The following is a 25,859-nucleotide window of genomic DNA, read 5'->3' as shown; positions in this document are numbered from 1 at the left end:
GCGCGTTAGGTTAACCATTCAGCCAACACAGGGATTTCACGATGAGCGTCGAGACCGTTCGCCAGTTTTTTGCCGAGCATGCCCCGGATGTGACCATCGAGGAGCTTGAAACCAGCACGGCCACGGTGCAGCTCGCCGCTGATGCCCATGGAGTGGCCCCTGGTCAAATTGCCAAGACCCTGGCGTTTCGGGTGGGCGAAAAACCGCTACTGATCGTCGCCAGCGGCAACGCGCGCATTGATAACCGCAAGATTCGCGACACCTTCGGCGGCAAGGCAAAGATGCTCGACGCCGACACCGTCATGGAACTCACCAGCCACCCGGTCGGCGGCGTCTGCCCCTTTGGCCTCGCCACCGACCTGCCGGTGTACTGCGATGAATCGCTCCACGCCTTTGAAGAAGTGCTCCCCGCCGCCGGCTCATACAATAGCGCCGTGCGCCTGAGCCCCAAGCGACTGGCCGAGCTGGTCAATGCCCAGTGGGTGGATGTGTGCAAGGTGCCGGAGAGCGTCAACTAAACGTGTTTAACCATTGGCTTACCTGTTGATAGCGGCTTGAATAGCCGGCTCCGGCTTCGGTTGAACCCTACTACCTGGCCTGCCGCGTATTCTCCGAGTACCTTCCTGTAGTAGGGTAATGCTCTTTACGCACGCATCTTTCTATCAACCAGCAAGGGGACAACGCGTTCCCGATGGGGTCAACGTGGTTCAACCGTTCTCTTCGCAAACAGAGTCTCGCACTTCGATAAGCAAGGCTTGGGGCGTGCATGCCTTCACGGCCAGCGGCGTTCTGCTCGGCACGATGGCGATGCTCGCCCTGGTCGACAATAATCCGGTTGCCTGTCTTCTCTGGCTGGGCGCAGCAATGCTGGTCGATGGTTTCGATGGCACCCTGGCCCGCAAGTTCGACGTCAAGACCGTGCTGCCCCATTTCGATGGTTCGACCCTCGACATGGTCATCGATTACCTTACCTGGGCCTTTATCCCGGCGCTTTTCATCTACTCCTTTATTGAACTACCGCCCAACCTTGGGCTTTTGACAGTGTTCATCATCCTGCTGTCTTCGATGTTCTGCTTCTGCAACGTCAATATGAAAAGCCAAGATAATTTCTTTGTTGGCTTTCCTGCTGCCTGGAACGTCGTCGCGGTCTATGTCTATATTCTCGATCTACCGCCCTGGTTCACCTTTGCCGTGATTGTCCTGCTGGCCGCCCTCACCGTGACACGGATGAAATTTCTTCACCCGTTCCGGGTGCGCCTGTTCATGCCGCTCAATATCGCCGTGACGCTTGCGTGGTTCGTCTGTGCCACGTCACTGGTACTCTCCACCCCCGAGCACGCGGCCTGGGCACTATGGGGTTGGGGTGTCACCTCTGTGTACTTCGTGGGTATCTGCCTGTGGCGTACCGCGAAAGAATGGTTCGATTGACAGGTCACTGATGGCTAACGACTTTATCGCTCCCGATGGATACCCCCGCTGCCAGTGGTGTGGCGGTGCGCCGGAATTTTTACCCTATCACGACAATGAGTGGGGCTTTCCGGTAGATGATGATCAGCGGCTATTCGAGAAGCTGTGCCTGGAGAGCTTTCAGTCAGGCTTGAGCTGGCGCACGATTCTCAATAAGCGCGACAACTTTCGTGCCGCCTTTCACCACTTCGACTTCCATCAGGTTGCCCGCTTTGGCGAAGACGATGTGCAGCGTTTACTTCAAGACGCGGGAATTATTCGCCATCGCGGCAAGATTGAAGCAACGATTAACAATGCCAGGCGGGCCCAGGAAATGGTCGAACAGGAAGGCTCACTGGCCGCGTTTTTCTGGCGTTTTGAACCAGCCCCCTCTTCGCTACCACCACCACAGTCCCAGACCACCTCGCCTGAATCTATTGCCCTTGCCAAGGCGTTGAAAAAGCGTGGCTGGAAGTTCTTCGGCCCTACAACCGCGTTTGCCTTTATGCAGGCGATGGGGCTGCTCAATGATCACGCGGAAGGATGTATCGTTCGCGAACAAGCAGCTCGCGCCCGGGAGGGATTTTTGCGGCCGACCGGCCAGCAAAAACCCACCGCCTAGCAAGCCAGGCGGTGGGCAAACGTAACCTCAAACGAATAATTGTCACTATCCGATGTGAGCGAGACCTTTAGGGCATTAACACGCTATCGATAACGTGGATAACACCATTCGACTGTGCGACATCCACAACGGTAATGTTGGCACTATTGCCCTGGGCATCCATGACCATCAGGTTATTTCCATTGCGCGATACAGTAAGGTATTCGCCCTGGACGGTTTTAAAGGCCACGGCGCCATCGTTTTCCATGGTTTCTTCCCACAATGCCTCCCGGTTCATATTGCCAGGTACGACGTGGTAGGTAAGAACCGTTTGAAGTTGTTCCTGATTCTCTGGTTGCAGCAGCGTATCAACGGTGCCATCGGGAAGTTTCGCAAAGGCGTCATCCGTCGGCGCGAATACGGTAAAAGGACCTTCGCTTTGCAGCACATCGACCAACTCAGCGGCTTGAACAGCCGCGACGAGTGTCTCATGGTCATCCGAATTAACGGCATTTTCGATAATGTTACGCTCAGGAAGCATATTGGCGCCGCCTACCGTCGTAGGGCCATGACCAGCAACGGCAGCGCCAGTAAATAGGGCAGCGGCACAAACGCCAGCGGTAAGTAGTTTGAGTTTCATTGGGGCATCTCCTGGTTGTCATTAAAAGAGCTCAGCAATGCAAGCTCATTGATACTTACGGCCCCAAGGCATCAGTGGATGCAAACATCTCAACATTTTTTTATTCACCGCTGAGCACTCTCCTATTGCCTTCAACGGCTGACTCCCGAAGACTGGCGTTTCGGTTAACTGTGCAGAGATGCCTGAATGCTAGATGCCACACAACGCCAGCAGTATCTTATCGAGCAACTCAACGGCTGCGCCCAGGGCGACCGCAACGCATTCGAACGTCTCTATCGTGTCTCCAGTGCGCATCTATATGCTCAACTGCTGCGTATAGTAAGAGACGAGAGTGCTGCACAGGACTGCCTTCAACATGTTTTTATCAGAATCTGGCATGCCGCCGATCAATATGACGCCACGCGAGCCAAGCCGATGACCTGGCTTTCCACACTCGCTCGCAATATTGGCATCGACTGGCTGCGCCGCCAGAAGCCACAGGACACCACCACCGATGAACCCTTGTTAGCAGCGCTATTAGGCACCGACGACCCTGAAGATGACAGCATCAGTCATCAGCAAAATGACAAACTGAACGACTGCCTCGACACACTCAGTCGACATCAGCGCCAGTTAATGGAAATGGCCTACTTTCAGGGCATGACGCACAGCGAGCTTGCTAACTCTCTGTCCCAACCGCTGGGCAGCGTTAAAAGCTGGATCCGCCGTGGACTCGAGAGGTTAAAAACATGTCTAACCAATGGGATCTAAGCGACCCAGATGATCGCCACCTTGCGGCTGGTGAGTACGTGCTGGGCGTATTGGACAGCGATCAAAAAGCACGCTTTGAAGCGCTGTTGGCGGTCAGCCATGACCTACGTAATGATGTGGAAGACTGGCGAGAATATCTGCACCTGTTCAACGAGCGACTGGACCCCAAGACACCACCCAAAGTGGTCTGGCAACGCATTACCCAGGCAACCGGAGCGGTGCCCCTCCCCTGGTGGAAGCGTCTAGGCGCATGGCAGGGCATGGCGGCCAGTTTTGGGATAATTGCGGTAGCGCTGGGCCTTCTTTGGCAACAGGCTGAACTGACCAAGCTGCCGGACGGAGAAGCCGTCTTCGTGGTTCAGGACGAATCCCGTACGCCAGGCTGGATCATCAGCGCGACCCAGGAGGGTGAGTTGATTGTACAAGCGGTTCAACCGACCCAGGTCGACAGCGAACAGACCGGTGAGCTGTGGTTGATTGCCGATGGTACGCCCGTCTCGCTGGGCCTGTTACCCGAGCAAGGTAGCCATCGCCTGGAACCCAGTGACGAGCTGCGTGCGCAATTATTTACTGCCGATTTAGCCGTCAGTGTCGAGCCCCAGGGGGGCGCTCCCGGAGGCCAGCCAACCGGTCCTATTATCGACCATGGCCGCTTGACGCCGGTACGTGGCAGCACCCTCAATCTATGAGATTTGCTTCGTGGGCCTGCGCTTCTTCCACCATCTCGGAGGCAAGCTCCCCGACTGTTCTAACGGCACTTTCGATAGCAGGCGTTAACGTAAACGCATAGTTAAGGCGCAGACATTGTCGAAACTTGCCCGAGGCGGAAAACAGCGAGCCTGGCGCCACATGAATAGCCTGCTTTGCCAAGCGTTCGTTTAGACGCACGCAATCCACCGCGGCGGGTAGCTCTACCCAGAGCAGGAAGCTGCCCTGGGGGTAGCTGATGCCCGCCCCCTCAGGAAAGTAGCGCTGCACCCAACTGATCATGATGTCCCGCTGGCGCTGATACTGGCGGGTCGCGTAGCGCAGATGGCGCTCGTAGTGCCCTTTGGCGACGAACTCCGCCACGGCCAGCTGCGGCAACGTCGCCGAGGCACCCGTGGAGACATACTTCATATGCATCGCCTGGTCGCGGTAGCGCCCCGGCGCCAGCCAGCCCACCCGCAACCCCGGCCCCACCGTTTTGGAAAAGCCGCTACACAACATGACGCGGCCATCGTCATCGAAGGATTTCACAGTGCGCGGCCGGGGCAGGGAGAATGACAAATCGCCGTAGATATCGTCTTCGATAATCGCCACGTCAAAACGCTGGGCGAGCTGAAACAGTGCCCGCTTGCGTGCTTCAGGCATGGTGTAGCCCAGCGGGTTATTGTAGGTGGGCGTGACCTGTATGGCGCGAATCGGCCACTGTTCCAATGCCAGCTCCAGGGCTTCCAGACTGATGCCCGTTTGCGGGTCGGTGGGGATTTCCAGCGCTTTTAAGCCGTTGGCCTTGAGAATCTGCATGGTGCCGTAAAAGCTGGGTGAGTCCACGGCCACTACATCGCCGGGCTGGGTAAGCGTTCGCAGCGCAATGGCCAGCGCCTCCTGACAGCCGGTGGTCACCATGATGTCGTCCGGGTGCAGCAAGCAGCCGGACGCAATGGCCAAGCGCGCCACCTGTTGACGCAGTTCGGGGCTTCCATTCAGCTTGTCGTAGTTGAATCCGTTCAGATCAGTGCTGCGATGCAGGCCAGCGAGGATTTTTGACAGTGGCCGCAGCGTTTCATACTCGAGATTGGGCACCCCACGCCCCAGCAGAAGCCGGTCATCATCGCGTTGAGTCGCAACGAGTTCCAGCACCTGATCCCATTGGGAAACATCCAGCGGGCGCTGCGCCGGGCGAGAGACCGACGGCAGTACCGAGGGAACCCGGCTTGGCAGCACAAAGTAGCCAGACTTCGGACGCGACTCGATCAATGCCACATCCATCAGTTGCCGGTAGGCCTCCTGGGCGGTGGAAATGCTGACGTCCAGCTCCTGGCAGACCGCACGAATCGACGGCAGACGATCACCCACGCGGTAAATACCGTGCTCGATACGCTCCCGCAAAATGGTCGCGACTTCTTCATAGCGCGTCATATCACCCTCCTCCCCGCAGCCCGACCACGATACAGACGTACCCCAAAACCGCCATACAGAGGTATATCACGCCCATCTGTATCTTAAAAAGAATAAATTCTATATCTGTATCAAAAAAGCGGCACTGAGTAATCTGGTCAGGCAAATAACACGGAGGACTCGCCATGCCGCGCTTCAGCCTTACCCTGCTCCGCTACCAGCTAGGTTATCAACTTCGCTACTATCAACATTGCCGCCGCAGTCGCCGCCATCTGTTAACGCTCGATGACCGGCTGCTGGAGGATATCGGCATTAGCCGCGAACAGGCCCACAGCGAGGGCCGTAAACCGTTTTGGAAGCACTCTTCTGTTAACAGGGGGCCTTATGAAAACCGTTGAGTATTACCTGCTGGATGTGTTTACCGACCAGCCGTTTACCGGCAATCCATTGGCCGTCTTTTTAGAGGCTGGAGAGCTTGAGACAAGCACCATGCAAGCACTTGCCAATGAACTGAACCTAGCGGAAACGGTTTTCCTGGGTGACGCTAACGGGCCGAACCATTTCCCCATGCGGATATTTACTCCCACTCAGGAACTGCTCTTTGCAGGACACCCCACGGTAGGCACCGCGCATCTACTGGCCGCTTTACATCTTGTGAACCGTGATCAAACCTTGTTGCTCCAGCCACCCATTGGCGAACTGGCGATACGCTATGACCAAGGAAGGGCGACGTTTACGACCGCAAAACCGGCCAAAGTGATGGCCAGCAGTATTGATCACGCAACCGCCGCCGAGCTATTAGGGCTTAAGGAGCATCAGGTGATTGGTAACCCTGTGTTGGCCTCCTTTGGACTACCCTTTCATTTAATCGAGCTTGCAGATATTACCGCTTTAGAGAGCGTGCGCATTTCAACGACCAGTTGGGCAAATGCCGTCGCCAACAGCAGTGCCGAGCAGGTCTACCTATATGTCGCTGTGCAGCAACACCATGCCGATATGCGGATTCGAAGTCGCATGTTTTCCATGGAGAACAGTCTTTGCGAAGACCCCGCCACCGGCAGCGCCGCCGCCGCATTGACCGGCTATTTGGCCTCTCTTCAGCCAGATGCCTTGCAGTGCAAGATTCACCAGGGGGTTGAGATGGGGCGGCCTAGTGCTATTTACACTGCCGCCAATGGCGACATCAAGGCCGGTTTTGTCCAGGTGGGCGGTGACGCGTTAGTCGTGGGCAGGGGCGCTTATGAAATACATCAATCAATGAGTGATAAATGCTAAGCGCCCCACCTTTGCCCGAACTTGATTCGTGAGGGTCTAATGGTCAGGCGACGGTCACGTCCTTGGAAAGATAAACATCCTGAATCGCATGCAGAAGCTCAATGCCTTCCGGCATCGTTTTTTGAAACGCCTTGCGTCCGGAAATCAGGCCCATGCCACCAGCTCGCTTGTTGATCACCGCCGTGCGCACCGCTTCTCCAAGATCGGAGTGACCTTTGGAGCCGCCACCGGAGTTGATCAAACCGGCGCGGCCCATGAAGCAATTGGCGACCTGGTAGCGGGCCAGGTCGATGGGGTGATCAGTGGTCAGTTCACTGTAGACTTTCTCATGGGTATGTCCGAAGCCGACCGCCTTGTAGCCACCGTTGTTCTCCGGCAGCTTCTGTTTGACGATATCCGCCTTGAGCGTGGCGGCCATGTGGTTGGCCTGGCTGGTGAGGTCGGCGGCAACGTGATAATCGGCCCCCTCCTGCTTGAAGGCCGGGTTACGCAGATAGGCCCACAACACGGTGACCATTCCCAGTTGGTGGGCGCGCTCGAAAGCCTCGCTGATCTCCATGATTTGCCGACGGCTTTCATGGGAACCAAAGTAAATCGTCGCCCCCACCGCCACACAGCCCATATCGTGTGCCTGCTCAACATCGGCAAACAGCGTCTGGTCATACATGGCCGGGTAGCTCAGCGTTTCGTTGTGGTTGAGCTTCAACATCATCGGTATCTTGTGGGCGTAGCGCCGTGCCACGGAAGAGAGCACCCCAAGCGTCGATGCGACGCCATTGCATCCCCCTTCAAGCGCCAACTCGACAATATTGGCCGGGTCAAAGTAACGCGGGTTCGGCGCAAAAGAGGCACCTGCCGAATGCTCGATGCCCTGGTCCACCGGCAACAGGCTAAGGTAGCCGGTGCCCGCCAGGCGCCCATGGTTAAAGAAGCTCTGCATGTTACGCAACACCGCCGGCGTGCGGTCACTATCCGCCATGACGCGGTCAATAAAATCAGGGCCAGGCAGGTGTAAGCTATCGCGGGGAACGCCCTGGCAGGTGTGATTAAGCAAACTCTCGGCATCGCTGCCGAGCAACGCGGTTATATCTGTCATGACGCAATCCTCTCTATCGATAAGGGAAGTATCGAACACTCCTTATGTAGAGCATAGAGCTTAAATTGCGACGATGGAAAGTACCGCCCCACGCAGTAGCAGAGTACGGGGGCGGCAGAGCACAAGCTTTTAGGCCGCTTGTACCTCGATACGGCGCGTGCGATGACTATCTTTCTTGGGCAGCGTTACCGTCAACACACCATTGATGATCCGTGCCGAAATCGCATCACCGTCTATTTCATGACTGAGGTTGAAGCGGCGTGCAAAGCGCTGGCCGCGGACTTCAGCGTGAAGCGCACTCAGCCCTTCGGGCATGTTCAGGTTTATCTCGCCCTCCAAGCTCAGTACATTATTATCGAGTTCTACTTTCAGCGTGTCGTGGGTAACGCCGGGCATATCCGCCACCAGCGTAAGGGCGCTGGACTCCTCGATGATGTCCACCGCCGGTAGTAGCGTTTCCTGCTCGCGTTGCTCGGTACGCTGTTGGAGCGGTGAACGATCTGATGAACGAACAACGTTATTCATGGTTTATCCCTCCTTATCAAGCAATAAACATGACTTAAGCCGCTTGAACATCGATACGACGTGGTTTGAGCTCCTCACGCTTGGGCAGCACCACCTCGAACACACCATGGGCATGGCGGGCTTCGGCTCGGTCTGCATCCACGCCATCCGGTAACGCAATGGCGCGTACGAACTCACCGCTGACGCGTTCGCGGCGGAAGACCGGGCGAGAACCCTCGCGCTCTTCATTGCCAACGACGGACTCACGCTTGCCACGCAGGGTCAGCACATTGTCTTGGACATCAATGGCTAGATCCGAGGGTGCCAGACCCGCCGCAAACACATACACATGCACGGCTTCGTCGCTGCGGGCCACATTGATCATAGGGAAGCTGCCATGGGGCACAGCGCGAATATCCATCGCATTGCCGTCGGGCAAGAAGTCGTCCAGCAATTGGCGGAACCAGTCCAGCCGCTGAGGCGAGCCAACGTCAAAACGCTTGAGATCATCGAACATATCGAACACCTCCTACGTTAAGCAGATTGTGGGAAGAGAGGCCGCCACATCCCATCGCAGCGCCTCTTAAATCGCAAAATAGGAGCATTCAGACAGTTTTCAAGGGGGATAACAGGCATTTTTTTGCTTTTTAATTCAGTTATCCAGCACACCGTAAATGCCTGCCCGGCCGACCATTACCTGTACATTAAACCTCAATCTTGTATACAGTTAGCCTTCGCAATGTGGCTGTTGACCGGTTTGTCGAATTAATGCTCATTGTGCTCTTTCACTGCTCTAGGAGTTTGTCATGCCCCGCCCTCTTACCACCTCTCTCCATATTCTCGTTATCGGCGCGGGCATTGGCGGGCTAAGCACCGCTCTGGCTTTCCAGCAGCAAGGGCACCGCGTCACGGTTGTCGAACGCGTGGCGACCATTCGCCCTGTCGGCGCGGCGATTTCGCTATGGCCGAATGGCGTCAAGGTCATGCACCAGCTAGGCCTGGGTGAGACCATCGAGGCTTTGAGCGGCGAGATGACCCAGATGCGCTACCTGACCCACACCGGCCAGACCTTGACCGACTTCAGCCTGGCACCGCTGTTTGGCGATGTCGGCCAGCGCGTCTGCCCGATTGCCCGCGCCGCCCTCCAACAGACACTGCTGGACGCAGTAGGTCATGAAAATATTCAGTTTGGCCGTCGCGGTGACGATTACACGGTCACCCAGGACGGCGTGGCGGCGCATTTTGATGACGGCGAAAGCCTGAATGCTGACTTGCTGGTCGTGGCAGAAGGTACGCATTCAAAGCTGCGCAGCAAGTTGGTAGGCCACCCCGTGGAGCGCCAATACGTCGGCTACGTGAACTGGAACGTCCGCGTGCCTGCTGATGAAGCCTTGGCACCGCTGAGTCACTGGGACCAGTACGTGGGGGACGCTAAGCGGGTCTCGTTCATGCCCATGGGCAGAGGTGGTAATGATGACGGCGCCCAGGAGTTTTATTGCTTCTTCGACGTGCCTCTCCCTGTCGGTACGACAAACGACCCCGACCACTACCGCGATGAATTACGCGAACACTTCGCGGGCTGGGCCGAGCCTGTACAGACGCTGATTGAACACTTTGACCCGGCGCGCATGGCCCGGGTGGAAATCTACGATATCCCGCCGCTCGATTCACTAACCGCACCCCGCGTTGCCCTGCTGGGTGATGCCGCTCACGGCATGGCGCCTGACCTAGGCCAGGGCGGCTGCCAAGCCATGGAAGATGCCTGGGTACTTGCCCAAGCAGTGCAGCGGTCACTTGAAGAAAATGCGGATGCGTCAGCGGCCATTGCCAGTGCATTGGCCCAGTACGACCGGGCGCGCGTCGACCGAGTGGGCGAAATCGTCCAGCGCGCCCGCAAGCGCGCCGCGATGATCCATGGGCACGACGCCACTCACACCCAAGCCTGGTACGATGAGCTCAATAACGAAGATGGCCAAGCCATCATTGATGGCTTGAAGACCACGGTGACAGGCGGACCACTAGGTTAATCGAGCTGACTATAAGGGAGTATCTTACTGGCTCATGCCGTCAGCCCGATGCCTCTTAAAATCACTGTGGTCACCGACTGCACAGCTTTTTCGAACTGCAGGTCATCCAGCGGTTGATCGTCGTTGAGTAGATAGATCTGGTAGTCGAAATCGGCGTAGTGCTGGGTCGAGGCCCAGATCATATAGAGCAGGTAGGAAGGTTCGACGGGGTTGATCTGCCCGGACTCCATCCATTCGCGAATTTTAGACTCTTTGAGCTTGGTCCATTCGTAGAGGTTGTCGCGCAGGCATTCTTTCAGAATCGGTGCGCCTTGCATCACCTCGGCCGCCCATACCTTTGAGCCGTGGGCGCGATTGCGGGAGTGGTTCATCTTGGCGCGAATATAGGTGGAAAGCACGACCCGGGGGTCATCGTAGAGCTCAAAACACAGCGCATCCTGTTTCCATACCTCCAGCAACTCCAGCAAGACGTCCTGGTAAAGCGCTTTTTTGGTCGAAAAGTAATAATGCACGTTGGACTTGGGAATATCGGCCAACTGGGCAATTTCGCCCATCGATGCTCCCGCGTAGCCCTTTTCGGCAAACAGCTGTTCCGCCGCCTGAAGAATCTTTTTAACGTTGGTTTGCCGAATTTCGTCCTGAGTTCTTGCCACGCTATCCTCGTCCCTTTTACGCCAGAAGTACGCACCAAAAAAAGCACCATCGCTGGGCGACGGTGCTGAGAAGATGTCTTAGTTACTGTGGCGCGTCAACTTTGATTGGCAGGAAATGAGAACTCAGCCTGTGTCGCTTCACTCACGGATGGCCAGCGCTGCGACACCGCCTTGCGGCGGGTGTAGAAGCGCACCGAGTCAGGTCCGTAAGCGTGCAGGTCGCCGAACAGCGAGCGCTTCCAGCCGCCAAAGCTGTGGTAGGCCACCGGTACAGGGAGCGGGACGTTAACACCGACCATGCCCACTTCAATGCCATCGGTAAAGCGGCGGGCGGCTTCGCCATCGCGGGTGAACAGGCAGGTACCGTTGCCGTATTCGTGGTCGTTGATCAGTTGCATGGCGTCGTCCAGGCTGCCGACCCGCACCACGCAAAGCACCGGGCCGAAGATCTCTTCCTGATAGATACGCATCTCGGCAGTGACATTATCGAACAGGCAACCGCCGACAAAGTAGCCTTCCTCATGCCCGGGGACTGTCAGCTTGCGCCCATCGGCAACCAGCGTTGCCCCGGCATTGACACCGTCTTCGATGAAACTCAGCACTTTATCGCGATGCTCTGCCGTCACCAGTGGGCCCATATCCAGGCCTGTCTCGGTGCCAGGGCCGACTTTCAGATGGGCGATTTTGGGCAGCATGGTTTCCACCAGCCGATTGGCGGTCTCATCGCCCACGCATACGGCGACAGAGATCGCCATGCAGCGCTCGCCGCAACTGCCGTAGGCGGCGCCCATCAGCGTATTGGCGGCGTTCTCCAGATCGGCATCCGGCAGCACCACGGCGTGGTTTTTTGCTCCACCCAGAGCCTGAACGCGCTTGCCGGCGGCGGAACCTCGGCTATAGATCGTCTCGGCAATCGGGGTCGAGCCAACAAACGAAATCGCTTTAACAGCCTTGGCATCCAGCAGCGTTTCCACCGCTTCGCGACCACCGTGCACCACATTCATCACGCCTTTTGGCAACCCCGCCTCTAACAGCAACTCTGCCACGGCATGAGATGCCGAAGGGTCTTTCTCAGAGGGTTTGAGGATGAAGGTATTACCGCAGGCGATGGCCATGGGGTACATCCACAGCGGCACCATGGCCGGGAAGTTGAACGGAGTAATCCCCGCCACCACGCCCAACGGCTGGAAGTTGGACCAGGCATCAATGCCCGGCCCTACGTTATGGGAGTACTCGCCTTTCAAAAGTTCCGGCACCCCGCAGGCGTACTCGACGTTCTCGATGCCGCGCTTGAGCTCGCCCATGGCGTCTTCCGGGGTCTTGCCATGCTCTTCACTGACCAGCTGTACCAGGCGGTCGGCGTTATCTTCGAGCAGCTGCTTGAAGCGGTACATGACCTGGGCGCGCTTGTTGGGCGGCGTATCTCGCCAGGCAGGGAACGCGGCCTGGGCGGCAGCTATTGCTTGCTCGACGTCGGCAGCGCTTGCGTCTGCCACCTGGCGGATCACCTTGCCTGTGGATGGGTTGGTCACGTCCAGCGTGCGCTGACTTTCAACCAGCTCGCCGTTAATCAGGTGGGAAACAACACTCATTTTTTAAGCTCCGAAATAGGTTATGCCAGCGAATCCAGGGTGGTCGCCACCGCGTCGAACAGTCGTTCCAGCTCGGCCTCGGTGGTACCAAACGGAGGGCCAAACTGCAGCGTGTCACCGCCGTAGCGCACATAGAAACCTGCCTCCCAAAGCGCCATGTGCGCATCGCGGGGGCGGATCGTGGGATCGCCATCCCGGGGGGCCAACTGAATCGCCCCGGCCAGGCCGTAGTTGCGAATATCGACAATATGGTGACGGCCTTTCAGCGCGTGCAGCTTCTGCTCAAAGGTAGGTGCAATGGCATTGACCTGAGCGGGGAAGTTGTCGCGCTCCATCATGTCAAGCGCAGCAAGCCCCGCGGCGCAGGCCACCGGGTGGGCGCTGTAGGTATAGCCATGGGGAAACTCGACGGCGTGCTGCGGGCCGCCCGCGTGCATGAAGGTGTCGAAAATCTCGCTGGACGCAATTACCGCGCCCATGGGAATGGCGCCGTTGGTGATCTGCTTGGCGACGTTCATGATATCCGGCGTCACGCCAAAGGCTTCGGCACCGGTGGTCGCGCCGCTGCGCCCGAAGGCAGTGATCACCTCGTCAAAAATCAGCAGAATATCGTGGGCGGTGCAGATCTCGCGCAGCCGATCCAGATAGCCTTTTGGCGGCACGATCACCCCCGCCGAGCCGGACATCGGTTCAACGATAACGGCCGCGATCGTCGAGGCGTCGTGGAGCGCGATCTGGTCGAGCAGCGCATCGGCAAGCTCAGCGCCTGAGTCCGCCTGGCCTTTCGTGAAGGCATGACCCGCCTGGAGCGTATGCGGCAGGTGCGTCACGTCCATCAGCGGGCCGTAATGCTTACGATTGGGGCCGATGCCGCCGAGGCTGGTGCCGCCGATGTTCACCCCGTGATAACCCTTGGCGCGGCCGATCATGCGGGTCTTTTCGGGCTTTCCCTTCAGGCGCCAGTAGGCCTTGGCCATTTTGACCGAGGTATCGGCCGCCTCGGAGCCCGAGTTGGTGAAAAACACATGGTCAAGCCCGGCAGGCGTCAGGCTGGCCACCTTTTCCGCTAGCTTGAAGGCCAGCGGATGGCCAATCTGGAAGCCGGGGGCAAAATCGAGAGTGCCGAGCTGCGCCGCCACGGCTTTCTGGATTTCTTCGCGGTTGTGGCCTGCCCCACAGGTCCAGAGGCCGGAAAGCGAATCGAAAAGCTTACGGCCCTGGTCATCAATGTAGTAACGCCCTTCCGCTCCGGTGATGATACGCGGGTTGGCACGAAAATCTCGATTGGAGCTAAACGGCATCCAATAATGTTGATTCAGCACGCCATCAGGCGCGTGATCTCCAGCAGCATCCGCTGAAGCCTGAGAGGTGGTTGTGCTTGTTAGTCCAAACATGGTGTCCAGTTCCATCGCTGTGAGGCATTGCCACAGCATGGCCGAATGAACACGTTTATAAAATCATGTTTTTCTTTTTCTCACGTTAGGGAATCCATACGTAAGGTAACATTGTTAAGCCACCTCTCACCGCCTGCAAACTTGGGCGGGCCCCTCATCAACACTCGATCGTATTAACCGCCAACCCGCCTTTCGAGGTTTCCTTATATTTATCCTGCATATCAGCGCCGGTATCGCGCATGGTGCGGATCACCTTATCCAGCGAAATAAAGTGCTCACCATCACCTCGAAGTGCCATCTGTGCGGCGTTAATGGCTTTTATTGACGCGATGGCGTTGCGCTCGATACAGGGGACCTGCACCAAGCCACCGACAGGGTCACAGGTCAGCCCCAGGTTATGCTCCAGGCCGATTTCAGCGGCGTTTTCGACCTGCGCCACACTGCCGCCCATCAATTCCGCAAGGCCAGCGGCCGCCATCGCGCACGCAGAGCCAACTTCTCCCTGGCAGCCCACTTCGGCACCCGAGATAGAGGCGTTTTTCTTGCACAGAATGCCCACGGCACCTGCCGCTAGCAGGAAGTCGACAACATCCCGCTCGCTGGCCCCTTCGCGAAAGTGCATGTAGTAGTGCAATACCGCGGGGATAATGCCAGCGGCGCCATTGGTAGGCGCCGTCACCATGCGGCCTCCCGCGGCATTTTCTTCATTGACCGCCAGCGCATAGAGGTTGACCCAGTCCATCGCCGACATCGTCGTGGTGATCACGGACGGATTTTCATCCACCGCCTGCAGCCTTTGATGCAGTAAGCGCGCGCGCCGACGAACATTCAGCCCGCCGGGCAACAGGCCTTCAGCCTCAAGTCCTTTGTTCACACAGGCTTTCATCGCCTCCCAGATATCGCAAAGCCCCTTGCGTATCTCGGCTTCGCTGCGCCAGGCACGCTCGTTCTCGAGCATCAACTCACTGATCCGCAAGCCGCTCTCCTGGCACATATTCAACAAGTCGGCGGCGGAGTGGAAGTCATAGGGAAGCGTCGTGGTATCGCTGTCCAACTGGCCCTGCTCTGCCTGGGCCTGATCCACCACAAAGCCACCGCCGACCGAGTAATAGGTATTGCGGTACAGCTCACCTTTTTGTCCATGGGCGATCAGCCGCATGGCGTTGGGATGATGCGGCAGGCTTTCCTCGAACAGCTGCATGTCTCGCTGCCACTGAAAGGGCACGCTGTACTGGCTGTTCAGGAGCAGCACCTCAGCGGCCTTTAACGCGCTGATCGAGGGGCCAATAACATCCGGGTCGATTTCGTCAGGCCTTTTCCCCATCAGGCCCATGATGACGGCATGATCCGTTCCGTGACCAACGCCTGTGGCAGAGAGAGAGCCGAAGAGGTGCACCTCAACACGGGTGACGTCATTCAGCAGCTGACTTGCTTCAAGCTCACCGATGAAGTCAAACGCGGCCCGCATCGGGCCGACAGTATGCGAGCTCGATGGCCCGATGCCGATCTTGAAGAGATCGAAAACACTAATTGACATGCTTATCTACCTTCCAGCGGTGTTGTCATTATACGACTAGCGGTCAAAAACCACGGTGCGATTGGCATGCAGGAAGACACGTCGCTCCACATGGAGGGTAACGGCTCGAGCGAGTGTCAGACATTCGACATCCCGCCCCTTGGCCACCAGGTCTTCCGGATAGTCGGTGTGGCTGACGGGCTCAACCCCTTGGGTAATGATAGGCCCTTCATCGAGGTCATCGTTAATATAATGAGCCGTCGCCCCCACCAGCTTGACCCCCTTCTCGTAGGCTTGATGATAAGGTCGAGCCCCCTTGAAGCCTGGCAGAAGCGAGTGATGAATATTGATCGCCTTACCCGTCAACTTTTTGCACATGCCGCTAGAGAGCACCTGCATATAGCGGGCAAGAATGACCAGTTCAGCCCCGGCTGCTTCTATTTCTGCCCAGACCTGCGCTTCCTGCTCTGGCTTGGTTTGGGGGGTAATCGGCAAATGGCGATAAGGAATATCATGCCACTCAGCCAGGGGCGCCAAATCCGGGTGATTGGAAACAATCGCGCGGATATCGATGGGCAACTGACCTATGCGGTAACGGTAGAGCAAGTCGTTGAGGCAATGATCCGCCTTGGACACCATGATGACCACCGGTATACGCGTTTCGGGTGCCGTCAGCTCGAAGCTCATCTCGAAGTCAGCTGCCCGTTCGGCGAACGCCGATTGAAAGGCGTCGGCATCGAACGTCTCGTCCTCGGGACGGAACTCCGTGCGGATAAAAAAGCGCTCACTGAGTCGGTCGTCAAACGACTGCTGCTCGGTGATGTAACACCGCTGCTCTTTTAAAAATCGTGTGACAACATCGACCGTGCCAAGCCTACTCGTACACTGAGCCGCCAATATCCAACGGTTATTTTTATCTTGCATAGCAGGTCTCCCCCCAGTGAAGAAAGAGTGGAGGCCGACACTGGTCGGCCTCCACTCATCAGTCATCGACGCCGATGGCATACTCTTCGCCCGCATCCAGCAGCCAGCGATACAGGTAATCGGCAAAGCTGCGGCGCAATACCAGCTCCCAGCGGTCCTCGGCAGGACGCCGCAGGATCAGGTTACTTTTGGCAAAGACCGTGGTGACGCCCTTGCCAACGGGGAATCCCGCCGGATGCACATCGTAAGGCGTCGCCTTCATCAGAAGCTCAGTGGCGGCCTCGCCTTCAAGCTCAAGCAGCGTCTGACCACCGCTGACGTTGACGATGGCATAGTGGGCGTCGCCCAGCATCTCGCGCAGGTTGGCTTCCAGGGAAAACTCTTCGCCACCGGGGACGATGACCAGCCACTCGTCCGGCGAGAGCCACTGGGCAGAGCGCTCGCCGCTTTGATCCTGGCTGAGGGTATTGGGGCGTGCCGGCAGGCCAAAGCCGAGCACCTGCCGGACCGCTTCATCAAGCACAATGGCACCGCCGCGCAGCACCACATGGCCTAACATGGCACGCTCACGGATCACCACGCGGCTGCGCTGTGAAACATTGGGGCGCCCCGTGCGGCGGTACGACCAGGCCAACGGGGATTCCGCCGGCACCTCGGTGGTAGGACGAACATCGTACATATTGATACCGGTCGCCGTGTTTGCAGACGTATGTTCAGACATGCTGGCGCTCTCCCTTGGGGTCGTAAAAGACGGGGCTGACAATTTCGGCGGCATGGGTCTTGCCATCGACCATCGGCAAATAGACGATCTCGCCCATCCGCTGATGCCCGCCTTTGACCACCGCCAGTGCAAAGCCGCTTTCGAGTATCGGGCTGTAATAGCTGGACGTTACATGGCCCACCATCGGCATGGGGATGGCGTGATCAGGGTCAAACACGATCTGTGCGCCCTCTTCCAGCACCACCGAGGGGTCCTTGGGCATAAGCCCGACCATCTGCTTGCGATCCACGCGCCGCGTATCCGAACGGGTCAGGGCTCGCTTGCCGATCCACGGGAAAGGCTTGTCGTAGCCCACCGCCCACTGCATGCCGAGATCTTCCGGCGTGACCGAGCCATCCGTCTCTTGCCCTGCAATGATCAGTCCCTTCTCAGCCCGGAGCACGTGCATGGTCTCGGTACCGTAGGGGGTCAGATCGTATTTTTCGCCATGCGCGAACAGCGTCTTCCAGACATGCAGCGCATAGTTGGCTTGCACATTGATCTCGAAGGACAGCTCGCCCGTGAAGGAGATACGGAAGACCCGGGCGGGAACATCGGCCACCGTGCCTTCGCGCCAGTCCATGAATTTGAAGGTCTCGCGATCCAGGTCGATATCAGTGATCTCGGCAAGCAGCTTGCGTGCCTCAGGGCCGGTGACTGTGATCGTCGCCCAGTGGTCAGTCACCGAATTGAAATACACCTGGAGGTCTGGCCATTCGGTCTGGTGCCACAGCTCCAGCCACTCCATCACACCCGCTGCACCGCCGGTGGTGGTGGTCATCAGGAAGTGGTTCTCGCCCAGGCAACTGGTGGTACCATCATCCATCAGCATGCCGTCGTCTTTGCACATCAGGCCGTAACGGACCCGCCCTGGCGCCAGCTTGGCCCACTTGTTGGTGTAAACCCGCCCCAGGAACTCGCGGGCATCCGGGCCCTGGATATCGATCTTGCCCAGCGTCGAGGCATCCAGAATGCCGACCCCCTGGCGGACCGCCAGGCACTCTCTGGCCACGGCGTCGTGCATCGATTCCGTTTTGCCATTGACGGTTCGCGGGAAGTACCAGGGGCGCTTCCATTGCCCCACCTCTTCAAACTCGGCGCCCTGTTCGACATGCCACTGGTGCATGGCGGTATAGCGCTCGGGGTCAAAGAGGTCACGGCAGTGACGGCCCACAATGGCACCAAAGGTCACCGGCGTATAGTTGGGCCGGAACACGGTAGTACCCACTTCCGGGATGGTTTTACCCAGGCAACGTGCCGCAATCGCCATCCCGTTGATATTGCCAAGCTTGCCCTGGTCGGTGCCAAAGCCCATCGCGGTATAGCGCTTGACGTGCTCGATGGATTCAAACCCTTCGCGTGTCGCCAGCTCGATCGCTGCCGCCGTCACGTCGTTCTGCATATCCACGAACTGCTTGGGACCGCGCAGTGTCGGCTTTTCATGGGGCACCTGGTACAAAGCGCAGGCAGCACCCTGCCGGTAAGTGTTGACCTTTGGCAGCTCGACAGGCGTTGCCGCAAAGCCCAGCGCCGATAGCGCCTCAACCGCTGCGGAACAGCCATTTGCCAGGCCATCCGCGAGCTGATGAAAGCCCCGCACGCTGCCCGCCGCATGCACGCCTTTGACCAGGCTGGGCACAAAACCAAGAATCTCGTCGTTCCAGGTCGGCCGTGCCCCGGTATGCGACGCCAGGTGAATCGCCGGGCTATAGCCGCCGGAGCTGGCGATGGTGTCGCACGACAAGGTGTCTGAGGCGCCGGTCACCTTGAAGGCTTCTGCATCGATGGTGGCGACGCGGGCGCCGGTCACCCGGTCGCTGCCCTTCGCTTCCAGCACCGCGGCGCCTTCGATAATGCGCACACCGCGCACCCGGGCTTGCTCGACCAGGTCACCTTCCGGGGCCTTGCGGGCATCGACAATGGCGACCACTTCACGGCCGGCATCGAGCCAGTCCAGGGCCGCGCGGTAGGCGTAATCGTTGGTGGTCGAAAGCACCAGCTTGTTGCCGGGCACCACGCCATAGCGGCGGATGTAGGTGGACACCGCGCCAGCGGTTATGTTGCCCGGCACATCGTTATTGCCATACACCAGAGGCCGTTCATGGGCACCTGTCGCCAGCAGCACTTGCCCGGCCCGCACGCGATGCATGCGCGAACGGCTCGGGCGCTGCCCATCGGTGAGCGGCGCGGTCTCGCCAAGGTGCTCGGTGCGCCGCTCATGCAGCGTGACAAAGTGATGGTCGTGGTAACCATTCGCCGTGGTACGCGGCAGCAGGGTGACGTTTGCCATCTGGGCAAGCTCGTTCACAACGCCCTCGACCCAGTGATTGGCCGGTTGGCCATCGAGCTGTTCGCGGCTATCGAGCAGCGAACCACCCATTTCCTCCTGTTCATCGCACAGAATCACTCGGGCACCGCTTCGCGCCGCCGTCAGCGCCGCGGACAACCCTGCCGGACCGGCACCCACGACCAGCAGATCGCAATGCTGGTTGAGGTGATCGTAATGATCCGGATCGCGCTCCATCGGGCTGCGACCAAGCCCCGCGCCTTTCCGGATGACCTTCTCGTAAGTCATCCACATGGAGGCGGGGGCCATGAACGTCTTGTAGTAGAACCCCGGCGGCATAAACTGCCCGCCAAGCTTGCCGACCAGGCTCATGACATCCCGCTGGACGTTCGGCCAACCGTTGGTACTGCGCGCCACCAGGCCATCGAAAAGGGCTTGTTGCGTGGCACGCACGTTGGGCACCTGGGCGGCTTCAGTGCTGCCTAACTGCACCAGTGCATTGGGCTCTTCAGCCCCCGCTGCGACGATCCCCCGGGGCCGTGAATACTTGAAGCTGCGGTTGACGATGTTCACCCCGTTGGCGAGCAGCGCCGAGGCCAGGGTATCACCTGCATGGCCCTGGTATTGCTTGCCATTGAAGGTAAAGCTCAACGTTTGGGCGCGATCAATTCGCCCCCCTTCGCGAACACGATTCGGCTGTTTCAGCGACTGGCTCATACGTGAACTCCTTCCTGGCGCGACGGCTCTTGTTGTGCGTCATTGAGCTGATCAGCGGGCTTGCCCTCGGGGTACTCCGCCGTAAAGTGTGGCTGTTCGCCCATGGGGTAAGTCTCAAGAATCTCGTAGGTCACCGTATTACGGGTGACATTGAAGAACTTGCGACAGCCGATGGCGTGCACCCACATTTCATGGTGGATGCCGCGCGGGTTATCACGGAAAAACAGATAGTCGCCCCACTCTTCATCGCTGCAGGCGTCGGGGTCTGCAGGCCGTGTGATGTGGGCTTGGCCCTTGGGATGAAACTCCTCTTCTTCGCGGAGCTCTTCGCAATAGGGGCAGTAAATATGCAACATGGTACTGACTCCGATTAGTGGGCCACGCCGGCGGCGCCGTGCTCGTCCACCAGCGCACCGGTGTGGAAGCGATTGATAGAGAACGGCGCCGCAATGGGATGCGCCTGGTTTTTCGCCAACGTCCAGGCGAATACATGGCCTGATCCCGGCGTGGCCTTGAAGCCGCCGGTGCCCCAGCCACAGTTGAAGTAAAGCCCCTTGACCGGTGTGGCGGACAGAATCGGGCACGCATCCGGGCAGGTATCCACAATGCCGCCCCATTGGCGGTTCATGCGCACCCGCGAAAAGATGGGGAACATCTCGATCACCGCCTGTAACGTGTGCTCGACGGTTGGGTAGCTACCACGCTGACCGTAACCGTTGTAGCCGTCGATGCCCGCACCAATGACCAGGTCGCCCTTGTCGGTCTGGCTGATATAACCATGCACATGGTTGGACATCACCACCGTGTCCAGCACCGGCTTGAGCGGTTCAGACACCAGGGCCTGCAAGGGGTGAGATTCCAGCGGCAGCCTGAAGCCTGCCATCTTGGCGAGTACGCCCGAATTGCCCGCGGCCACGCAGCCCACGGTTTTCGCTTCGATATCACCGCGATTGGTATGCACGCCATAGATACGGCCATCGCGAATCTTGAAGCCGGTTACCTCGGTGTTCTGCAGAATATCCACGCCCAGCGCATCCGCCGCCCGGGCAAAGCCCCAGGCCACCGCGTCATGGCGTGCCACGCCGGCCCTCGGCTGCCATGAGGCGCCCAGGATGGGGTAACGGGCGTTTTTCGAGCAGTCCATCACCGGCACGATGGCCTGGATCTGCTCCGGCGTGAGCACCTCGCTATCGATACCGTTCAGGCGGTTGGCGTTGACCCGGCGCTGTACATCGCGCATGTCCTGGAGCGTGTGGGCCAGGTTCATCACCCCACGCTGGGAGAACATCACGTTGTAGTTGAGATCCTGGGATAGCCCTTCCCACAGTTTCATGGAGTGCTCGTAGAGCGCCGCCGACTCATCCCACAAATAATTGGAACGCACGATGGTGGTGTTACGCGCGGTATTACCGCCACCCAGCCAACCTTTCTCGACCACGGCGACATTGGTAATCCCGTGCTCCTTGGCAAGGTAGTAGGCCGTGGCCAGGCCGTGGCCGCCACCGCCGACAATCACCACGTCGTACTGCTTTTTGGGGGTGGGGTTACGCCACTGGCGCTCCCAGTTTTCATGATGGCTCAGCGCGTGCTTGGCCAGCCCGAATCCTGAATAACGTTGCATGGTTGTCTCCTGATTCGTAATGGCGTTACAGCGCCGTCTCGGCCGCTACTTGGGGTTCGCGGCTCTCGCCATAAACCGGGTGGCGCTCGCACAACGCGGCGACCTTGTCACGCACTTCGCTTTCCACGGCGTCTGTGTTGCCGCGCTCGGCCAGCACATCGAGAATGTCGCAGATCCAGCCGGCCAGTTCCGCACACTCCGCTTCATCGAAACCACGCGATGTCGCGGCGGGTGTGCCGATACGCAGCCCCGAGGTGACGAAGGGGCTTTCCGGGTCGTTGGGCACGGCGTTCTTATTGACGGTGATATGCGCCCGGCCCAGGGCCGCATCCGCGTCTTTGCCGGTGACGCCCTGCTTGATCAGCGACAACAGGAAGAGGTGATCATCGGTACCGCCGGAGATCACATCAAAGCCGCGCTCCATGAACACATTCGCCATGGCACGGGCGTTTCCGATCACACGCTGCTGGTATTGCACAAAGTCCTGGCTCATCGCCTCTTTGAAGGCGACCGCTTTAGCGGCGATCACATGCATTAACGGGCCACCCTGCTGGCCCGGGAAGACGGCACCATTGAGCTTTTTATACAGTGCGGCGTCGCCGTGATCGGAAAGAATCAGCCCGCCCCTTGGGCCGCGCAAGGTCTTATGCGTGGTCGTCGTGACGACATGAGCGTAGGGAACCGGGCTCGGGTAATGACCGGCAGCCACCAGGCCAGCGACATGGGCCATGTCGACCATCAGCCAGGCACCGACTTCGTCGGCAATGGTGCGGAAACGACGCCAGTCGACGACCCGCGAATACGCCGAGAAGCCGGCAATGATCATCTTCGGTTGGTGCTCACGTGCCAGGCGCTCAACTTCGGCATAGTCGATTTCGCCAGTTTCCGGAATCAGACCGTACTGCACGGCATGGTAATGCTTGCCGGAAAAATTGGGGGCGGCACCGTGGGTCAAGTGCCCCCCATGGGCCAGGCTCATGCCCAACACCGTATCGCCGGGCTTGATGAGCGCCATGAAAACCGCGGCATTGGCCTGGGCACCGGAGTGTGGCTGAACATTGGCATACTCAGCACCAAACAGATCGCAGGCACGACTGATCGCCAGCTGTTCGACCACATCCACATGTTCGCAGCCACCGTAGTAGCGCTTACCCGGGTAGCCCTCGGCATATTTATTGGTGAGCACCGTGCCCTGCGCCTCGATCACCGCCCGGCTGGCATAGTTCTCGGAGGCAATCAGTTCGATATGCGCTTCCTGACGCGCTACCTCATCAGCGATGGCCGCCGAAATCTGGGAATCGAAGTTGGCAAGTGTGGAAGGGTTCATAAAAGTCTCCTGTTGTTATCGGCAGCTGCGACATGGACGATCTGGTTGCTGAATTTACGGCCGGTTGAGCCGGGGTCCCCATGGCTCCCCGTCCCGGGTATGCCAGTGCTTTCGCTGTCTACTATTAATACGCAAAGCCCGCTGAAATAAATTGAACAAATGCGACATATTTCATGAACGCCTGGAACGGGAAACACCGACCCATTGTTCGAAAGACGGTTTTGGAGGGCTTCCCAGAAAGCCTGAAAAAGCCATCTCAGACCGCCAGACGGCTATCAATATGAAGAAAGAAAGGATCAACCTGATCATTGCCAGGCGAGCTAGCACGTTTGCGCATTTCCGACGGCGTCATGCTGAAGGCACTACGGAAATGACGTGAGAAATGGGCCGTATCGGCGAAGCCGCAGCGCTCACCTATCTCGGTGATACTTTTGCCGGTGTAATGCAGCAACCAGGCGCCGTACCGAAGGCGCAAATCCCGTGCAAATTTCTGGGGGCCAACGCCCAGAACGTCACTGAAGCGACGCTCCAGGTTGCGACGGGAGGTGCCCACCCGCCCGGCCAGCTCATCCATCGAGATGATTTCTCCGAGGTGCTGTTCAAGCACAGCGATGGCGCGGCGTACCAGTCGGTCGTCAACCTTGCCGAATACGACGGGTTGCGGTTGGGGGTGGGCGCCTTTGCGGGCTTCATCAAGCAGCATGATGTTCAGGCTTTTCATCGCCCACGCCTTACCCAGATGTTTTTCCACCAGGTAGCCCGCCAGATCCGCCGCTGCGGCTCCCCCTGCACAGGTAATCCTGTCGCCATCGTCGATGAACAGACGATCCGCAACAGGTTCCGTATCAGGAAAACGATGATGCATGTCGCGATGGTGATACCAACTGATACAACAGCGACGCCCCGTCATTAAGCCGGCTTGAATCAGGGCGAATACGCCAGTACACACGCCTATCAATGGCACCCCCACGCTGGCCGCCTGGCGAAGGTAGGCGAGAGCAACGCTATCCGTGGCGTCCTGTTCCTCCTGGACGCCACCAATAACCACGATGTAGTCAAACTCACCGGGATCGCGAAACGTCTCACAGGGCGAGATCGTCGCGCCACAACTGGAGAGTGCTGCCTGTCCACCGCTGGTCATGAAGTTCCAGTGGCAACGTAGCTGGCGACTCCGGTCACCTTCGTCGGCGGCCAGGCGCAGGCAGTCGACGAAGGCGGCAAAAGGAAAGAGCGTAAAGCGGTGCAAGAGCACAAACCCAATGGCCAGCGGCTTATTCAACAGCGTCGTCATCAGCGAATACACCTATCATGTGCCACTAAAAATCCACGATTAAATTGCCCTTCGGACGACTGCAGCAAGACAGGATGTAGCCATCTTCAATGTCCTCTTCGGTAATCCCTCCGTTATGCTCCATTTCCACTTCGCCCGACTTGAGTGCGACTCGACAAGTGCCGCAAATCCCCATGCCACAGGCTTTGGGAATATGCAGCCCAAGCTTGGCTGCTGCCGAGTGAACCGTCTCTTCGGGCTGGATGCGGACACTTTTGCCTGAAGACGCGAATTCGATGCTGTGCAAGTCACTGGTGTCGACATTCTCGGCTTCGACCTCTGCCTGCTCGGCCAGCTCGCGCACATCCTCACGGACATCAAGTGGCGTGGCGCCAAACAACTCCTCGTGGTAGTGATTCATGTCAAAGTTGTTGGCACGAAGAATGTTCTTGATGGCATTCATGTAGGGGGGAGGGCCGCAACAAAAGATCTCCCTTTCCATGAAGTCCGGCACCATCAGCTCGAACAGCGGCTGGGTGAGATAGCCACGGTAGCCCGCCCAGGCTTCGCCGATATCCTCTTTGCTCTCGCAAATGATATGCAGCTTGAACTCAGGGATGCGCGAAAACATATGCACCAGCTCGCGATGGTAAATCACATCGCGGGGGGCCCGGGCGCTATGCACAAATTCAACATCGACGCTGGCATTGGTGTCGAACAGCCAGCGCGTCATCGACATCAACGGGGTAATGCCGACGCCGCCCGAAAGAAACAGCACTTTCTCGGCGGGATAATCGATCGAGTTGAAATCGCCGACCGGCCCATGCACGACCAGTTCGTCGCCGACCTTTAAATTGGCATGCAGCCAATTGGATACCTTGCCCCCCGGAATCTGCTTGACGGTGATCGAAAAGCTGTAAGGAATGGACGGCGAGCTGGAGATCGTATAAGAGCGCATGACCGACTCATTGTCGATCTCGAGCTCCAGCGTCACGAACTGCCCCGGCTTGAAGAAGAACAGCACAGGCTGTTCGGCCATAAAGCAGAACGTGCGTACATCCTGGGTTTCCTGGATCACCTTCACGCAACGTACCTGATGCCGACCGTTGGTCCAGGTTTGGGTCGTGACCGGGTTGAAGTAGTTAGTTGTCATTGTCGCCTCTGCCTGACCAGCCTTCATCGCTATGCATCACCGGACCGCATTCTTCATGCAGCCAGTACCGTTGAGCTGCATTTTGGGGACGCGCCTGCTAACCGACTTACCTGACAGCGACGCGCGCTTACCTCGTGACACTCTTTATCGTCTGCAAACCACCTTTTTAGTCGTCACTACATCACCTGATGTCGCGGCTGGAT

General features: G+C 58.3%; 25 protein-coding genes. 8 read left to right on the top strand and 17 right to left on the bottom strand.

Features of this window, described 5'->3' with window-relative positions:
* Positions 1–41: 41 nt before the first annotated feature.
* From B7L15_RS15075 to B7L15_RS15065, 3 genes are all read left to right on the top strand, one after another.
* Positions 42–518 carry a YbaK/EbsC family protein gene (locus B7L15_RS15075; protein WP_085919760.1) on the top strand — a complete coding sequence of 159 codons (477 nt, stop codon included), beginning with the start codon at positions 42–44 and terminating at the stop codon, positions 516–518.
* A gap of 226 nt (positions 519–744) precedes the next feature.
* Positions 745–1,428, top strand: a complete 684-nt coding sequence (gene pcsA, locus B7L15_RS15070) for a phosphatidylcholine synthase (protein ID WP_369596867.1) — start codon at positions 745–747, stop codon at positions 1,426–1,428.
* A gap of 10 nt (positions 1,429–1,438) precedes the next feature.
* Entirely contained in the window at positions 1,439–2,068 is a 630-nt protein-coding gene (locus tag B7L15_RS15065; RefSeq protein WP_085919758.1) for a DNA-3-methyladenine glycosylase I, read from the top strand.
* Positions 2,069–2,135: 67 nt separating this feature from the next.
* Here B7L15_RS15065 and B7L15_RS15060 read toward each other — a convergent pair whose 3' ends face one another.
* Entirely contained in the window at positions 2,136–2,687 is a 552-nt protein-coding gene (locus B7L15_RS15060; protein ID WP_085919757.1) for a fasciclin domain-containing protein, read from the bottom strand.
* 186 nt (positions 2,688–2,873) lie between these two features.
* Here B7L15_RS15060 and B7L15_RS15055 point away from each other — a divergent pair, with 186 nt between their 5' ends.
* Positions 2,874–3,437, top strand: coding sequence for a sigma-70 family RNA polymerase sigma factor (locus B7L15_RS15055; RefSeq protein WP_085919756.1), 564 nt, complete (start codon positions 2,874–2,876; stop codon positions 3,435–3,437).
* Complete coding sequence (locus B7L15_RS15050; protein ID WP_085919755.1) at positions 3,416–4,126, top strand: anti-sigma factor; 711 nt, start codon at positions 3,416–3,418, stop codon at positions 4,124–4,126. The genes B7L15_RS15055 and B7L15_RS15050 overlap by 22 nt, the downstream gene beginning before the upstream one ends.
* Here the strand turns inward: B7L15_RS15050 and B7L15_RS15045 are convergent.
* Entirely contained in the window at positions 4,116–5,561 is a 1,446-nt protein-coding gene (locus B7L15_RS15045; protein WP_085919754.1) for an aminotransferase-like domain-containing protein, read from the bottom strand. The two genes, B7L15_RS15050 and B7L15_RS15045, sit on opposite strands and share 11 nt — an antisense overlap.
* A 164-nt stretch (positions 5,562–5,725) precedes the next feature.
* Between B7L15_RS15045 and B7L15_RS15040 the strand changes: the two genes are divergently transcribed.
* Together B7L15_RS15040 and B7L15_RS15035 are read left to right on the top strand one after the other, a co-directional pair.
* Entirely contained in the window at positions 5,726–5,938 is a 213-nt protein-coding gene (locus tag B7L15_RS15040) for a DUF1127 domain-containing protein (protein ID WP_085919753.1), read from the top strand.
* A complete protein-coding gene (locus tag B7L15_RS15035) occupies positions 5,925–6,815 on the top strand; it encodes a PhzF family phenazine biosynthesis protein (RefSeq protein WP_085919752.1) in 891 nt (296 codons plus the stop codon). Before B7L15_RS15040 ends, B7L15_RS15035 begins: the two co-directional genes overlap by 14 nt.
* Positions 6,816–6,858: 43 nt before the next feature.
* Here the strand turns inward: B7L15_RS15035 and B7L15_RS15030 are convergent, their stop codons facing one another.
* The 3 genes from B7L15_RS15030 to B7L15_RS15020 form a co-directional block, all read right to left on the bottom strand.
* Entirely contained in the window at positions 6,859–7,911 is a 1,053-nt protein-coding gene (locus B7L15_RS15030; RefSeq protein ID WP_085919751.1) for a class I fructose-bisphosphate aldolase, read from the bottom strand.
* A 129-nt stretch (positions 7,912–8,040) separates the two neighbouring features.
* Positions 8,041–8,436 carry an Hsp20/alpha crystallin family protein gene (locus B7L15_RS15025; RefSeq protein ID WP_085919750.1) on the bottom strand — a complete coding sequence of 132 codons (396 nt, stop codon included), beginning with the start codon at positions 8,434–8,436 and terminating at the stop codon, positions 8,041–8,043.
* Positions 8,437–8,470: 34 nt separating this feature from the next.
* Positions 8,471–8,932, bottom strand: coding sequence for an Hsp20/alpha crystallin family protein (locus B7L15_RS15020; protein WP_085919749.1), 462 nt, complete (start codon positions 8,930–8,932; stop codon positions 8,471–8,473).
* Positions 8,933–9,221: 289 nt separating this feature from the next.
* On the opposite strand from B7L15_RS15020, the gene hpxO reads away from it, so the two are divergent.
* The gene (gene hpxO / locus B7L15_RS15015) at positions 9,222–10,442 is read left to right on the top strand and encodes an FAD-dependent urate hydroxylase HpxO (RefSeq protein WP_085919748.1); all 1,221 of its coding nucleotides are present in this window, start codon (positions 9,222–9,224) and stop codon (positions 10,440–10,442) included.
* A 32-nt stretch (positions 10,443–10,474) separates the two neighbouring features.
* Here the strand turns inward: hpxO and B7L15_RS15010 are convergent, their stop codons facing one another.
* The 12 genes from B7L15_RS15010 to B7L15_RS14955 all read right to left on the bottom strand — a co-directional run bounded on the left by B7L15_RS15010 (position 10,475) and on the right by B7L15_RS14955 (position 25,656).
* Positions 10,475–11,095 (bottom strand): TetR/AcrR family transcriptional regulator, encoded by a 621-nt coding sequence (locus tag B7L15_RS15010; RefSeq protein ID WP_085919747.1) that lies wholly within the window; start codon positions 11,093–11,095, stop codon positions 10,475–10,477.
* Between the two features lie 95 nt (positions 11,096–11,190).
* Positions 11,191–12,687, bottom strand: a complete 1,497-nt coding sequence (locus B7L15_RS15005) for a CoA-acylating methylmalonate-semialdehyde dehydrogenase (protein ID WP_085919746.1) — start codon at positions 12,685–12,687, stop codon at positions 11,191–11,193.
* A 20-nt stretch (positions 12,688–12,707) separates the two neighbouring features.
* Positions 12,708–14,081 carry an aspartate aminotransferase family protein gene (locus B7L15_RS15000; protein ID WP_217808043.1) on the bottom strand — a complete coding sequence of 458 codons (1,374 nt, stop codon included), beginning with the start codon at positions 14,079–14,081 and terminating at the stop codon, positions 12,708–12,710.
* Positions 14,082–14,238: 157 nt separating this feature from the next.
* The gene (locus B7L15_RS14995) at positions 14,239–15,618 is read right to left on the bottom strand and encodes an L-serine ammonia-lyase (RefSeq protein ID WP_085919745.1); all 1,380 of its coding nucleotides are present in this window, start codon (positions 15,616–15,618) and stop codon (positions 14,239–14,241) included.
* Positions 15,619–15,654: 36 nt separating this feature from the next.
* Positions 15,655–16,521, bottom strand: coding sequence for a formyltetrahydrofolate deformylase (gene purU, locus B7L15_RS14990; RefSeq protein WP_085919744.1), 867 nt, complete (start codon positions 16,519–16,521; stop codon positions 15,655–15,657).
* Positions 16,522–16,579: 58 nt separating this feature from the next.
* A complete protein-coding gene (locus B7L15_RS14985; protein ID WP_085919743.1) occupies positions 16,580–17,242 on the bottom strand; it encodes a sarcosine oxidase subunit gamma family protein in 663 nt (220 codons plus the stop codon).
* Positions 17,235–20,285 (bottom strand): sarcosine oxidase subunit alpha, encoded by a 3,051-nt coding sequence (locus tag B7L15_RS14980; RefSeq protein ID WP_085919742.1) that lies wholly within the window; start codon positions 20,283–20,285, stop codon positions 17,235–17,237. The genes B7L15_RS14985 and B7L15_RS14980 overlap by 8 nt, the downstream gene beginning before the upstream one ends.
* Complete coding sequence (locus tag B7L15_RS14975; RefSeq protein WP_066314862.1) at positions 20,282–20,641, bottom strand: sarcosine oxidase subunit delta; 360 nt, start codon at positions 20,639–20,641, stop codon at positions 20,282–20,284. Before B7L15_RS14975 ends, B7L15_RS14980 begins: the two co-directional genes overlap by 4 nt.
* A gap of 14 nt (positions 20,642–20,655) precedes the next feature.
* The gene (locus B7L15_RS14970) at positions 20,656–21,906 is read right to left on the bottom strand and encodes a sarcosine oxidase subunit beta family protein (RefSeq protein WP_066314860.1); all 1,251 of its coding nucleotides are present in this window, start codon (positions 21,904–21,906) and stop codon (positions 20,656–20,658) included.
* A gap of 25 nt (positions 21,907–21,931) precedes the next feature.
* Positions 21,932–23,233: a serine hydroxymethyltransferase gene (glyA, locus tag B7L15_RS14965; RefSeq protein ID WP_085919741.1), complete on the bottom strand. Its 1,302-nt coding sequence runs from the start codon at positions 23,231–23,233 to the stop codon at positions 21,932–21,934.
* Between the two features lie 256 nt (positions 23,234–23,489).
* A complete protein-coding gene (locus B7L15_RS14960; RefSeq protein WP_085919740.1) occupies positions 23,490–24,524 on the bottom strand; it encodes a GlxA family transcriptional regulator in 1,035 nt (344 codons plus the stop codon).
* A gap of 25 nt (positions 24,525–24,549) precedes the next feature.
* The gene (locus B7L15_RS14955) at positions 24,550–25,656 is read right to left on the bottom strand and encodes a hybrid-cluster NAD(P)-dependent oxidoreductase (RefSeq protein WP_066314852.1); all 1,107 of its coding nucleotides are present in this window, start codon (positions 25,654–25,656) and stop codon (positions 24,550–24,552) included.
* Positions 25,657–25,859 lie beyond the last annotated feature (203 nt).

The sequence above is a fragment of the Halomonas sp. CSM-2 genome (assembly GCF_002119345.1).
Classification (GTDB): Bacteria; Pseudomonadota; Gammaproteobacteria; order Pseudomonadales; family Halomonadaceae; genus Vreelandella; species Vreelandella janggokensis.
This window is presented reverse-complemented; position numbering and strand designations above follow the sequence as displayed.

What these genes read in the sequence shown, in the direction of transcription:
- B7L15_RS15030 (WP_085919751.1), bottom strand. Translation starts at nt 7,911, where the DNA reads ATGACAGATATAACCGCGTTGCTCGGCAGCGATGCCGAGAGTTTGCTT.
- B7L15_RS14995 (WP_085919745.1), bottom strand. Translation starts at nt 15,618, where the DNA reads ATGTCAATTAGTGTTTTCGATCTCTTCAAGATCGGCATCGGGCCATCG.
- B7L15_RS15035 (WP_085919752.1), top strand. Translation starts at nt 5,925, where the DNA reads ATGAAAACCGTTGAGTATTACCTGCTGGATGTGTTTACCGACCAGCCG.
- B7L15_RS15000 (WP_217808043.1), bottom strand. Translation starts at nt 14,081, where the DNA reads ATGTTTGGACTAACAAGCACAACCACCTCTCAGGCTTCAGCGGATGCT.
- B7L15_RS14955 (WP_066314852.1), bottom strand. Translation starts at nt 25,656, where the DNA reads ATGACAACTAACTACTTCAACCCGGTCACGACCCAAACCTGGACCAAC.
- B7L15_RS15075 (WP_085919760.1), top strand. Translation starts at nt 42, where the DNA reads ATGAGCGTCGAGACCGTTCGCCAGTTTTTTGCCGAGCATGCCCCGGAT.
- B7L15_RS14975 (WP_066314862.1), bottom strand. Translation starts at nt 20,641, where the DNA reads ATGTTGCATATTTACTGCCCCTATTGCGAAGAGCTCCGCGAAGAAGAG.
- B7L15_RS15025 (WP_085919750.1), bottom strand. Translation starts at nt 8,436, where the DNA reads ATGAATAACGTTGTTCGTTCATCAGATCGTTCACCGCTCCAACAGCGT.
- purU (WP_085919744.1), bottom strand. Translation starts at nt 16,521, where the DNA reads ATGCAAGATAAAAATAACCGTTGGATATTGGCGGCTCAGTGTACGAGT.
- B7L15_RS14960 (WP_085919740.1), bottom strand. Translation starts at nt 24,524, where the DNA reads ATGACGACGCTGTTGAATAAGCCGCTGGCCATTGGGTTTGTGCTCTTG.
- B7L15_RS14980 (WP_085919742.1), bottom strand. Translation starts at nt 20,285, where the DNA reads ATGAGCCAGTCGCTGAAACAGCCGAATCGTGTTCGCGAAGGGGGGCGA.
- B7L15_RS14985 (WP_085919743.1), bottom strand. Translation starts at nt 17,242, where the DNA reads ATGTCTGAACATACGTCTGCAAACACGGCGACCGGTATCAATATGTAC.
- B7L15_RS15060 (WP_085919757.1), bottom strand. Translation starts at nt 2,687, where the DNA reads ATGAAACTCAAACTACTTACCGCTGGCGTTTGTGCCGCTGCCCTATTT.
- B7L15_RS15040 (WP_085919753.1), top strand. Translation starts at nt 5,726, where the DNA reads ATGCCGCGCTTCAGCCTTACCCTGCTCCGCTACCAGCTAGGTTATCAA.
- B7L15_RS15055 (WP_085919756.1), top strand. Translation starts at nt 2,874, where the DNA reads ATGCTAGATGCCACACAACGCCAGCAGTATCTTATCGAGCAACTCAAC.
- glyA (WP_085919741.1), bottom strand. Translation starts at nt 23,233, where the DNA reads ATGAACCCTTCCACACTTGCCAACTTCGATTCCCAGATTTCGGCGGCC.
- hpxO (WP_085919748.1), top strand. Translation starts at nt 9,222, where the DNA reads ATGCCCCGCCCTCTTACCACCTCTCTCCATATTCTCGTTATCGGCGCG.
- B7L15_RS14970 (WP_066314860.1), bottom strand. Translation starts at nt 21,906, where the DNA reads ATGCAACGTTATTCAGGATTCGGGCTGGCCAAGCACGCGCTGAGCCAT.
- B7L15_RS15050 (WP_085919755.1), top strand. Translation starts at nt 3,416, where the DNA reads ATGTCTAACCAATGGGATCTAAGCGACCCAGATGATCGCCACCTTGCG.
- B7L15_RS15005 (WP_085919746.1), bottom strand. Translation starts at nt 12,687, where the DNA reads ATGAGTGTTGTTTCCCACCTGATTAACGGCGAGCTGGTTGAAAGTCAG.
- B7L15_RS15045 (WP_085919754.1), bottom strand. Translation starts at nt 5,561, where the DNA reads ATGACGCGCTATGAAGAAGTCGCGACCATTTTGCGGGAGCGTATCGAG.
- B7L15_RS15065 (WP_085919758.1), top strand. Translation starts at nt 1,439, where the DNA reads ATGGCTAACGACTTTATCGCTCCCGATGGATACCCCCGCTGCCAGTGG.
- B7L15_RS15020 (WP_085919749.1), bottom strand. Translation starts at nt 8,932, where the DNA reads ATGTTCGATGATCTCAAGCGTTTTGACGTTGGCTCGCCTCAGCGGCTG.